Genomic DNA, 11,750 nt, shown 5'->3' on the forward strand with positions numbered 1-11,750 from the left:
TAAAATTATGACTCTTTTTCTTCCTCTTGTTGCTGTTCTACTTTGATACTACTTTCAATGATTTGTTCCAGTATTTTCTCTGTAATGACATAAACAGGTTTAACACCTATCAATCCCAAACCACCGCTGGCCAAGGTATGTCCTGTTTTTAATGGGTTGTCACTTGCATAATAGGCATACCGCACTTTTACTTTTTTACGTATGCTACGTCTTACACGAGATGCTGCCTGTATGGCTTTTTGATAATGAGCACCTTCCATTTCTAGCCCGATCACTTGCCAACTGGAATTATAGAAAAAATCTAACAAGTCTTTATTTTGTAGCGAAGTTCCCAAAACGGTTACCATAGAACCGGTAACGACTTTGATATCATCGCTCTCAAGGTCTTTTTTAGAAAGTCTGTTTTTAAACGGATAATTATCTGCTGTACCTTCAAAAACATGCGCATCTGGCACCATAATGTCGCCTTTATCGCCTTCCAGAATTCCTGCTTTACCCATGACATTGATGGATTGAACATTCATCTGGTGCGTTTTTCCTTGCTCGTCTTTGAAAGGTTTGAGCAACTCGTCCATAGTTTCATAAGCCTGCTCACCAAAAGCATAATCCATGACGATAAGAACGGGTTTTGTGTCGTTCTCGCTTTCGCGAAAGCGTGCATCGCAAAAGCCTACTTTTTCAAATTCGCAAGTTGCGAGATCAAAAATCTGTACGTCTATATTGGTACCGCTTCTATCCTTAAGCTCTGTCATTCCGTTGGATAATGCATGTTTCTTGATCAAGTCGCGGTTTTTCTTCCCACTATCGTTGCTCAAATCTGCAAAGATTTCCATACGGCTTTTCTTTGCCACTTGGGAAGCCAAGGCTTTAGGGCCATAAAGCGAATTCATTACACTGTGTAGGTTAGCGCTTATAATGTGCAAGGGTCTTTCAAAAAGTCCTTTTTCAATCAAGTGTTTTTTAATCCGCAATGCCCAAGCATCACCGTGAATGTGATGCCCTAATCGCTCTCTTAATACTGGAGAAAAGGTCACGAGACGTTTTTCTTCATCGAGGACTTCTTGTTTTGCCAGTCTGCCTAGATGATAGATGATGCTTAAAAATCTATTAGGATTTCCTGCGGTAGCAAAATCTGCATAAACAGAAGTAACCTCATCAAAAGTGCGGCCTAAAATATTTGCTACATGGGTAATAGCTACTTCTTTCTCTTCTTGAGTCAGTTTTTTCTTTGAAACAGCTGTTTCTAGACTTTTCCAATCTCTTGTGGTATTTCCATTATCACCCACGATCACCTGTTTCATGATCTTATGAGATTCTATCATCAAAAAAGTAAGGTGGGTTAGAATATCATAGATTTCAGATCTTCCACGAGTCACCTCAATATTCATTTGCTGCCCATCAATACGGTAACAATTACGTCTTCTTTTTTTAGGAATAATCGCCTTAAAGTGAGATCCTTCGTAACCTTCATCACTAGTAAGATTGATATATGTGCATTCCTCTATGCCTACTGGAAGTCGGTCCATGACGTAAAGCAGTCCCTTTAATTCTATCTTCTCCTCGGCAATGGAGCCGTAGATTTCTGGTCTTAATGTGAGTAAAGATTCTCTTAAAGATTCACCACTCACTCCCATAGGTTTATAAAAGCCTCTATTAAAAAGATGTCGCATGGTGATATACATGCGCTCTATGGCATTAGTACTTTCTTGAGCTCTGGTGCGAGGTTCTACGTTAATTATGGGCATAAATGTTCTTTCGTAGCAAAGATACATCTTTGTATAATCGTCTTAAGAAAGATTCTTATTCATTTAGATAGGTGCTACACAATAATTTTAAGACAATTTTTCTTGACAGTAATATGAAATGGAGATGCCATTAGAATAGGCTCCCCGTCAATCTGTACTAGACAAGTATCATTGCTTTTTAATACAACTTCACTTACGGAACTGGCAAAATTCTTCTTGAAAAGAATAGAACCAATCATTTTTATGGCAAGGTCTCTTCTTGAATTTGCTGAAATTATTTCTAACAAACCGTTATCGATCTCTGCTTTAGGCGTAAGGGATAAATTATAGCCTAAATATTTTGTGTTAGAAACAAGTACACAATATTTTGGACGACCAACATTTTCTAAGATGATCTCGTCTTTCTTTTTACTAAAAAATGATTTCAAACTGTGCGCGGCATAAGTAGAGAGCCCCCTTTTAATATCTTTATCATATCGGTATATCACATCAGCTGGATAGCCTAGAGCAAAGTTGGAGAAAAAATAATTTCCATTTACTTCTCCACAATCTATAGGAACGGTCTTAGCCTCTTTTATAGAGATACACAATTGTTTTATAGAACTTGGAAGACCCAAATGACTTGCAAGGCCGTTACCAGATCCTCTAGGAAGTATGGCTAATTTAATATTTGAATCGATAAGGAATTTTGCAATTGTATTTACAGTACCGTCACCTCCAGAAGCGACGATAATATCGCAACCTTTATGAATACATTCTTTTGTCAACCTTTCTAAATCGCTTTTAGAAGAAGAGTACCGTATTTCAATGTCATACTTATCTCGATCAAAGAATGCATTAATTTGCTTGAACTCTAGTTTATTTCCGTTTTTACCAGAAATAGGATTTACTAAAAAGGCGATTTTAATCACTTGTTAATTTGCTTTAAAGTTCCAGTCATCAGCATACATGCCATAAACAGAACCCAGTTCATATTCAACTACATACTTCTCATTCTTTCCTGCTTGGAAATTTACGTGATAAACATAGGTCTTCACTCCTAATTAATTTAATGGCTCTAACTTTCTGTTTTTACTAATGGAGGCTCTAGAAAAAACGATGTACTTAATATGGTGTTCTTTGATGTATTCTAGTGTTTTATCTTTTAAATTATTTAAACGGTTTTCTGACAACATAGGTTCTACTCCTAGAGCATTTGCTATAAGAACGTCAGGAAAAGTAAAGATTTCCATTCTCAGACGCTTGTAATCTATAAAGCTATTTGCAAACTGTTCTATATCTCTGGTTTTATCAGTTATTAACAAGGCATCTTTATGAGAGCTGAACCATGTGTTAATAGCTTGCATGTCTAAAGAGTTGTAATCTTTTAAGATCTTGTAACTGTTAAAAACCTCAAGGGATACGGGAGTGATTCCTTGATAACCGGTTTGCTCTTGCCATATATTCCAATCATGAGCTGCGACAAACTCGCCATCAGAAGTTTTTATAATATCTAACTCAAAAAGCCGGAATCCCTTTTTATAACTAGCGTTTAATGCTTCTAATGAATTTGTATAGCTGTTTCCTTGAACTGCCCCTCCAGCATGTGCAATAAACCGATCCACATCTTTAGAAAATAGGGCAATGGCCTCCTCCTTGTTTTTTTGAGCCACTGGTTTTTTGTAGGGAACAGTGAATTGTTTTTCCACTATAAAGTCGCTTATAAATTCTTCTGTCTTCTCCTTATCTAGCTTTGCCAAATAGGCCTGCCTACTCTTGAGATCTATCAACTTTTCAAGGTTCAGTTGGGCTAACTGATCTTTATAATCTTTAAAATTTTCCCCTGCTGTATAGTGAACTATAAGAAAGAAAGTACTTTTACTTTGCCTTGATAATTCTATTTGCTTAATGAGGTCGTCAATAACCTCTGGGTGCAAATACGTATCATAATTAAGATTCACCATAGTCCCTGTAATATCTAACTTTACAAGGTTGATACCTCTATCTAGCCAGATTTGATCTTCATTACATTTGATCCAGCTTCGTTTTTTAGAGTTAAAACTAGCGCTTTTTATTACCAACATAGCTTCCTCTTTTTGTAACAACTTGTCATCGATTTCTTTGCCAACTTCATACTTACTAAACTTGCTTTGTACGTCAATAGAATCGTAAGTGATTTTAGAACCCTTTTTATAAGATACTATTCCATCAGGGTCAGATAGAAAAGAAGAAAGTTTACCATCTTCATATATTATATGAAGCGTAGAAGGGGAGCTAACACTATTCTTTAAGTCTAAAGGAAAAACATCCTCAGAGGAGCGCAACCTGTATTTATCATCTAAGATGATTTTAAATACATGAGTGGAATCCTTTGAAATTTCAAAGATTTCTATAGTTGTCTGCTCCTCTAGGTCTATAATCAAAATAGAATCATCAATTATCACTATTTCAAAAACTTGTTTTAAATCAAAAGTCTTCAACGCTGCTAGGTTTAAATCTCTCCGTTTTTCTTCATTAGAATCGATAAATTGATTTTTGTTTCCTTCAATAAAGTCACAGAGAAAAGTCGCGTTAGTATTTATAGACGCTAGATTTAGAATAGTTCTCGGCATGGATATTTGCTGAAGTGCTTCTTGATTCCACTGCTTGTTTTTTTCAGAAGTTAGGACTAATAAACTTCTTTGATCCAATTGACTCACCACTTCATGTTTTGCCATAAAAAGATGGTCCGGAACAATTATAACTGCAGTATCTTCTAACAGTTTTTCTTTTTTAAGAAACGCCATTAAATCACCAACATACTGATCTACGGAAGCAATCATAAATTCAAGATCGGAGTTCTTTTTTTCAATAATTCCTTCCATACGTTTGTCATACAAACCATTAGGGAAGTGGGTGGAAACTGTACTAGCAAATAGTGCAAATGGCTTGTCTTGCTTGTCTTTCAGGACAATTCCCTTTTTAATTTCCTCAAATAAATCCTTGTCATGTAATCCCCAAGGAATTCTCTCATAAGAGGTCTCAAAATCAATTTCTGATTTTACTTCAAAAACGAAAGTCTCCAACATGTCGTTGATTCCAGAAAAATGTTTGTTAGCTATAAGGTAGGTCATTTGATAACCCGCCGTTTTTAAAACATCTCCTAGAGTTGATAAATAAAAGTCTTTTGCTCCTTGAAAAACATCATTACCCTCTAATCCAAAAGAAGCAGGTAAGCCAGTAATAGCCATATATACTGATGCACTTATCCAGTCCCCACCGGTAGTAGGTTCCATCTCATAAAGAGAGCCTGTATCTACGAGCTTATTTAAATTAGGTGTAAGATCTTTTCTTTCTTTAATAAAGCCTAACTCAAAGGACTCTAAGGAAATAAAAATAATGTTTTTACCTGGTTGCGCAACAACATCTTGTTTCTTAATAAAAGATAAATCCTTGATGGGCAATTCATTTATAGCTGTTCTAAGAGAATAATTATTAGCGTTGTTTAAACTTTATGTTCTGTAAAAATTTGATATCACATTTCCGTCCAAACTCAAGAACACTAACCCTATTGCTATAGTTACAAGTGGTGTTAATTTTTTTATGTTTTGTAAACGAAAAGAAAGCCAATACAGTAGAATAAATAGACCTGTCAATACAGCTAATAGAAGTAAAGCATACAAGATAAATTCAGAGAAGATATTTGAAATAACATTCCACTCTAAATGCTCATAGAATTTATAGTCCGCTACATTTCCGGTTAAAAAACAGAGGCCGCTTGAAGAGTCACTATAGCAGTTGCTGCAAAGGCGATTATCGTTTTGTTCCTAATAAAGACTAGAATACCACAACCTATTAAAAGTAATATTAATAATTGTAAATAAGCCATTTGCAGTCTTTATGTAAATATATTAATTAAAAACAGTAGGGTTTAAATATCAAGCGTTTTGCTGAATGATCTTCTCCAGCACCTCCGCTATGTTACGATCGTTTGATAGTCTGGGCAGTTTATTTTGACCGCCTAGTTTACCTATGGTTTTCATGTACTCTTTAAAACCATTTTGAGGTACGCTAGTAATCTTTAAAGGTTGGAGAATTTTTCCCGTTATTAAATCGTCGTAATAGCTGTTTTGCTCTCGCATCTGAAGATCTAAAGCTTGAGCTAATTTTAGCATATCTAAGTCAGCAATAGTACCAAATTCCACAAACCACTCGTGGTAAGGAAGCGCATCGTTTTCTGGGTTCAATTGTGGTGCTACGGTAAATTCATTGATGATGATGTGCAACTCGTTAGAAGCGGCTTTCATGGCTTCTTCTACTTCTTTACCGATTACGTGCTCTCCACTGGCGCTTATATAATGTTTGATGCGACCGGTTACCATTACTCGATAGGGACTGGCACTGGTAAAAGCGATGGTGTCACCTATGTTATACGCCCACAATCCTGCTGTAGTAGAAATAATCATCACATAATTGATTCCTATTGCTACTTCGCCTATGCTTAATCGTGGTGGATGTTCCTCATGGAACTGATTTGCGGGAATAAACTCGTAGAAAATACCTGCATCTAGCAGTAAGAGCATTCCTTTCTCGTTTTGCTTGTCTTGATAGGCAAAGAAGCCTTCACTTGCAGGGAAAAGTTCGATACTATCTACTTGACGACCTATAAGCTGATCAAATTTAGCTCGGTAAGGTTCAAAATTAACACCTCCGTAAATGAATAAATTAAAGTCTGGAAAAACCTCTCCGACCTTTTTACCTGTGCGTTGCACTATGCGTTCAAAGTACATTTGTACCCAACTAGGAATTCCAGAAATAACGCTCATTTTTTCTGGTAAAGTTTCATCTATAACTGCCTCTACTTTAGTTTCCCAATCATCAATACAATTGGTTTTCATAGAGGGCAATCTGTTTTTCTGGAGGTAATTAGGCACATAATGTGCAACAATACCACTCAATCTACCCAGTTGAATCCCGTTTTTGGTCTCCATTTTTGGACTTCCTTGAAGAAAAATCATTTTACCGTCTACAAATCCTGCTTTACCAGTTTCATGTATATAGCTCAATATGGCATTACGAGCTGCTTTGATATGCTCGGGCATGGATTCCTTGGTAAGGGGAATGTATTTTGCGCCACTGGTAGTTCCCGAAGTTTTGGCAAAGTAAAGGGGCTTTCCTGGCCATAAAATATCACTTTCACCTGCGACTACTCGATCTACAAAAGGCCTTAATTGCTCGTAATCTCTTACTGGAACCTGTTGTATAAAATCTTTATGTGTTTGGATGCTGGAAAAGGAGTGCGCTTTCGCGAAAGCGGTACCAGCAGCAGTCTTTAATAAATTTTTAAAAACCTTATCCTGTGAGCCTACCGGATCTGTAGCCCATTTTTTAGTTTTTTTATCAGTTATGGCGGCAAACATCTTTGCGCCGAGTGACTTTAACGACATTTATTCAAAATTGATAAAATTAGTAGGATCTAGCGGATACCCATCGCTCCAGATTTCAAAATGAAGATGAGGTCCTGTGGTTAGCTCTCCCGTATTTCCAACGCTAGCGATCACTTCTCCTGCGAGTACCTGATCATTTTGCTCTTTGATAAGACTTCCTGCGTGTTTATAAACAGTAATAAGCCCGTAAGCGTGTTCAATTAACATGGTATAGCCAGTCTCTGCACTCCAACTAGCAAAAACTACAGTTCCATCTGCAGCTGCTTTAATAGGCGTTCCTGAAGCTGCTGCTACATCTACAGCATAATGTTTTATCTCTGTATCATAATCTCCAGAAATAATCCCTTTTATCGGAGGGAAGAAGACAAAGTTCGTTTTGGCCTTTGCTCCGGCAATGACACTGTAGCGATCTTCCTGAGCAACTTCTTCTCTCAAAAGACTGTCCTCCTTAATAGGTGCAAGATCTGCAGTCTCTATATCAGTTTCTACCTTTGCGATACTGTCAATACGCTCGTATTCTTCTGTAGTAATATCCCCATTGAGCAGCATTTTAATACGACCATAAAACTCCTCATTGGTACGTAGTACTTGCTGTATAGAATCTGTTTCCTTGGTGAGTTCTATAGAGTTTCTCTTAGTAGTTATGTCAGCATATCCAGGGATGTATTCTCGTATAGGTGTGAAAGCAATGAGAACTGTGGTTGCTCCTATCAATAAAACGGCACTTATAAGAGTTAGCATAAAAACATTGAGTCTGTTTAATTTCAGACTAAACCGTTCTTCAAAGGTATCGTCATTAAGCACCACCATGCGGTAATGATGTGTCCACTTGCTTTTTTGGTTTTTATCTTTTTTTCTTTTTCCCATCTGTCGTTAACGTTCAACAAATATAATTAGTTTTTATAGGTATGAAGTATGTCCCGTGAGCTAATCGCTTATTAGAGGTAAAGAATGGGTCCTGATAAGTTTGGCTAGAAGGGTTGAGTAATGATGGGTTTGGCTCCGCCTGTAGGTATTAAAGCAGGACTGTTGAAGAATTAAATAACTGATCGCGGGCATTTTGATCGTGGCGCTTTTCAGTGTGATGAGGAAGAAGTTGGTAAGATTTGACATGCCAACTATTCGTGTTGGCATGGTCTAAATCTTTTCTGGACGCTTCTATCTTGAAAAGTACAAGCTATCTGTAGTGCTATAAAAACAAGTTTTTAATCTTATAAATGTATCAAAAATGACCTTTTTAAAGATTAACAGCCTATGTAGGTGTTGTTATATGGCATGTTGTATCTTTGTTCTCTATTAAAAGATCAAATCATGATAACAAATTTCTTTTTGGCAATGCCAGGTATGTGGAGTATCATCCTTATAGTGGTTGTGGTTTTACTTCTTTTCGGAGGTAAAAAAATACCAGAATTGATGCGCGGCCTAGGTGGCGGAATCAAAGAATTTAAAGATGCCTCAAAAGAGGATGATAATAAAAAAGAGGATTCTAAAAATCTGAACAAATAGTTTAGAAACACTTAGAAACTAAAAAATCCGCATCATTTAAAAATAATGCGGATTTTTTATGAACCCAATTTAACTGTGGATATATCCTACTATTTAATTTACTAACTGTAAGTTTCCAGAATAATTTAGGGTAAAACTGGCGTTAGCATCATCTGCTCTTCCTTGACCTGTAATTTTAAAACTGCCGTTAGAAAGTTCTTCTACCGTGATTGTTCCTTGAAAGATTTCATCTTCTAACAGAGCCGTGTCTGTCTGCGCATCATAATTAATTCCTATATAAACATATACAGTTAATGCCTGAACGTTAACATTATCTAGATTATAAACTCCCGCTTGCAAGCCGTTATTGCTTGCAGTATAAAATTCAAGACCTAATACATTGCCATTTCCTGCAATTTCATTATTGGTATCTAAAGTTAAACCGTCGTCAACGAGAAAAACACTTGTTATAAACAGTCCAGGACTATCCAAAAAACTATCTGATCTAAAACCTGCAGTTAAAGGGTAATTATCACTACCTACCGTAAATTGATTTGCTAACGTTACAGGATCCGTTGGAGCTGGGTTATCGTCATCTGGATTGCAGCTGAGGAATGAAAGTAGTAGAAAGGTACATACTAGAAACTGGATTAATTTTTTCATGATTTTATAACATTAGTGTCCGATTAAACTTTTTTAAAAGCGGGATTACCATATAGGTTTTCCCGCTTTATAGTACTTTGGTTTTACCACAAAACAAAGGCTATGAATAAAAGTACTCACTTTAGCGGACACCCCATAATCAAGCAGTTGTTAAATCTGATTCCCAGACACATTATTAGTCGGACAGCCGATTCATTTGATAGTGAGCGCTACTATAAAACGTGCAAGACCCACGAGCACCTGGTCTCCATGCTTTATGCTGCTCTAAGTGGTGTTAGTTCACTTCGGGAGCTATCTACCGTGATGCTGCCCTGCGAGGGAAAGCTCAGCCACCTTGGACTGGAGAGCTTCCCCAGGCGAAGTACCCTTTCCGATGCCAATGCAAATATAACCAGTGAGGTGTTTGCCTCCATCTATTATTCCCTTTTGGATAAATACGGCAGGTTTTTATCGGACAGCAGTTCCCTGCGTCTTCCCGTAAAGCATCTAAGGATTGTTGATTCAAGCACCATCAGCCTATTCAGTGATATTTTAAAGGGCGTTGGGCGCAACCCGATCAACGGTAGGAAGAAGGGCGGCATCAAGATGCATACAATGATAAATGCCCTAGAGGACGTTCCTTGTCTGGTTCGCTTCAGTAGCGCGGCAACGCACGACCACACCTTTCTCAGGGAGCTCGACCTGAAGAAGGGCTCGTTTGTAGTCTTTGATAAGGCCTATACCGATTACAGACAGTTTTTTGAGTGGACACAGCAGGATATCTACTTTGTTACCCGCCAAAAAGAAAATGCTTCCTACAAAAACCTGGAAGAGTTCGATCCACAACATAATACACCGAACAATATACTTAGGGATGAGATCATTACCGTGGAGAAGAATGGTCAGATAATAGAGCTCAGGCGCGTAGCATACTGGGATGACGGCAAAAAAAATCTATAGTTTTATATCCAACAACTTCCTATTGAGCCCAGATAAAATATGTGATATCTATAAGCACAGATGGCAGATAGAGACCATGTTCAAGCGCCTCAAACAGAACTTCCCCCTAAAGTATTTTCTTGGGGACAACCAGAATGCCATTGAGATACAGATATGGTGCGGACTCATTATCCAACTACTCATGCTTGTGGTGCAGAAGAGAACCAAAAGAAGATGGGCATACTCAAATATGGTTTCCATGATCAGGCTACACCTGATGAGCTACATAAATATGTTCAGCTTCATGGAAAACCCTACTCAAAAGTGGGATTATCTGACCACCAAACCACCCGATATACAGCTAACAATGTTCTGAAGGATACCATGCTATTGGAGAAACGAAACCCTACCCCACTACTACAGGGCATGAAAAGGACGAAAGCAAAGAATCGTATTTTAGTCGGACACTAATGATTTTAAGTATAACGTTAAAAGTTTAACATTAGTATGCAATTCAAAAAAAGGGTTGTCATAAAATGTTTGTTTTTACTCCTCCTTAACCTCCAAAAAATGAACACTTTTTAAAATAGCTTCTATTTCAAAGAGGTAATTGCGCTGCTTGCTGCTTGGTGCGCTTACATAACCTTCTATGATCAACCAGTTGTCTTTTTCTTTATTGTAAATCGCATAGTTGACAAATGGTCCTGCCATAAACATATTTTTTACTTCCCAAGTTCCCTTAGTTTCAAAGGCAAACTTTCCATCGATCTGACTTTCGTTAAGATATGGTGAAAAAGCAGGCTCTGTCTGGAATGGGCCACCATCTGTTAAGATTTTAATTTCTCCTATAGAATCTCGCACCTTTACAATATCCATCACAGTACTGTCACTGCGCTTAATTCTATTGCGATCTACTTCATAAATCATCAAATCCATAGTGCCTTCACTTATATTTCTACGCAACCAGAAAAAATCATTATCAATCTCTCCATTATATGTGGCAAAATGATATGCTCGAGGAATGACGATTTCAAAACCAAAACGCTCTGTTAGCCTATCGGTATTTAAGGCTACTTTATCCATAAGGTATTGCTTGCGCTCCACTTCTCCTTGATTAAAAATAGCAATCATGTTATCTGCATTTTCTGAAATAACTTGAGCTATTTCTTTTTTATTTTTACCTCTTACCACAATTCCCAACTGCGGGTTTGCGTACACATCCTTCTTAACACTCACCCCGCTGCTATCTGACTTTTTTACGAACAAATAATTACGTGACTTTTTAAGCATTCCTTTAAAAGCTGCAGGTTTTACATGATTGAGTGTAAATATGGGCTCTTCTCTTACGATACCGTCTAGGGGTCTGGCAAACTCTTTTCTAATCGTATCACCTAATGGTCCATCCCAATCGTTATTTTCTATAACTACTAGTATATCGTTGAGTCTTCCTGCACTATCTTGAACAACAATCGCTTGATCATTGCAACTTATAAAAGCCAGACATATGGCGAGAATTGCGTATAATTTATTCATG

The 11,750-nt window shown here is 37.3% G+C and carries 11 protein-coding genes; 3 read left to right on the top strand and 8 right to left on the bottom strand.

Annotation, left to right across the window (positions count from 1 at the left end; all coding sequences use genetic code 11):
- Positions 1-5: 5 nt before the first annotated feature.
- From F0365_RS04840 to F0365_RS04860, 6 genes are all read right to left on the bottom strand, one after another.
- The gene (locus tag F0365_RS04840) at positions 6-1,745 is read right to left on the bottom strand and encodes a DUF6909 family protein (protein ID WP_169932660.1); all 1,740 of its coding nucleotides are present in this window, start codon (positions 1,743-1,745) and stop codon (positions 6-8) included.
- A gap of 74 nt (positions 1,746-1,819) precedes the next feature.
- The gene (locus F0365_RS04845; protein WP_169932661.1) at positions 1,820-2,656 is read right to left on the bottom strand and encodes a diacylglycerol/lipid kinase family protein; all 837 of its coding nucleotides are present in this window, start codon (positions 2,654-2,656) and stop codon (positions 1,820-1,822) included.
- A gap of 3 nt (positions 2,657-2,659) precedes the next feature.
- On the bottom strand, positions 2,660-2,782 hold the full coding sequence (locus F0365_RS16645; protein ID WP_262889024.1) for a hypothetical protein: 123 nt from the start codon (positions 2,780-2,782) through the stop codon (positions 2,660-2,662).
- A gap of 6 nt (positions 2,783-2,788) precedes the next feature.
- Positions 2,789-5,167, bottom strand: a complete 2,379-nt coding sequence (locus tag F0365_RS04850) for a sulfatase-like hydrolase/transferase (protein ID WP_169932662.1) — start codon at positions 5,165-5,167, stop codon at positions 2,789-2,791.
- Between the two features lie 474 nt (positions 5,168-5,641).
- Positions 5,642-7,150, bottom strand: a complete 1,509-nt coding sequence (locus F0365_RS04855; RefSeq protein ID WP_169932663.1) for a GH3 auxin-responsive promoter family protein — start codon at positions 7,148-7,150, stop codon at positions 5,642-5,644.
- Positions 7,151-8,017 (bottom strand): M23 family metallopeptidase, encoded by an 867-nt coding sequence (locus F0365_RS04860; protein WP_169932664.1) that lies wholly within the window; start codon positions 8,015-8,017, stop codon positions 7,151-7,153. It abuts the gene before it with no gap.
- Between the two features lie 444 nt (positions 8,018-8,461).
- Here F0365_RS04860 and tatA point away from each other — a divergent pair, with 444 nt between their 5' ends.
- On the top strand, positions 8,462-8,656 hold the full coding sequence (gene tatA / locus F0365_RS04865) for a twin-arginine translocase TatA/TatE family subunit (protein ID WP_169932665.1): 195 nt from the start codon (positions 8,462-8,464) through the stop codon (positions 8,654-8,656).
- A 93-nt stretch (positions 8,657-8,749) separates the two neighbouring features.
- Here the strand turns inward: tatA and F0365_RS04870 are convergent, their stop codons facing one another.
- Entirely contained in the window at positions 8,750-9,298 is a 549-nt protein-coding gene (locus F0365_RS04870) for a hypothetical protein (RefSeq protein WP_169932666.1), read from the bottom strand.
- 102 nt (positions 9,299-9,400) lie between these two features.
- Here F0365_RS04870 and F0365_RS04875 point away from each other — a divergent pair, with 102 nt between their 5' ends.
- Positions 9,401-10,237 carry an IS4 family transposase gene (locus tag F0365_RS04875; protein WP_206071303.1) on the top strand — a complete coding sequence of 279 codons (837 nt, stop codon included), beginning with the start codon at positions 9,401-9,403 and terminating at the stop codon, positions 10,235-10,237.
- A complete protein-coding gene (locus F0365_RS16735; RefSeq protein WP_317169842.1) occupies positions 10,215-10,592 on the top strand; it encodes a transposase in 378 nt (125 codons plus the stop codon). Before F0365_RS04875 ends, F0365_RS16735 begins: the two co-directional genes overlap by 23 nt.
- Positions 10,593-10,762: 170 nt before the next feature.
- Here F0365_RS16735 and F0365_RS04880 read toward each other — a convergent pair whose 3' ends face one another.
- On the bottom strand, positions 10,763-11,749 hold the full coding sequence (locus tag F0365_RS04880; RefSeq protein WP_169932667.1) for a DUF4837 family protein: 987 nt from the start codon (positions 11,747-11,749) through the stop codon (positions 10,763-10,765).
- Between the last annotated feature and the right edge of the window lies 1 nt (position 11,750).

The sequence above is a fragment of the Nonlabens sp. Ci31 genome (genome assembly GCF_012974865.1).
Lineage (GTDB): Bacteria > Bacteroidota > Bacteroidia > Flavobacteriales > Flavobacteriaceae > Nonlabens.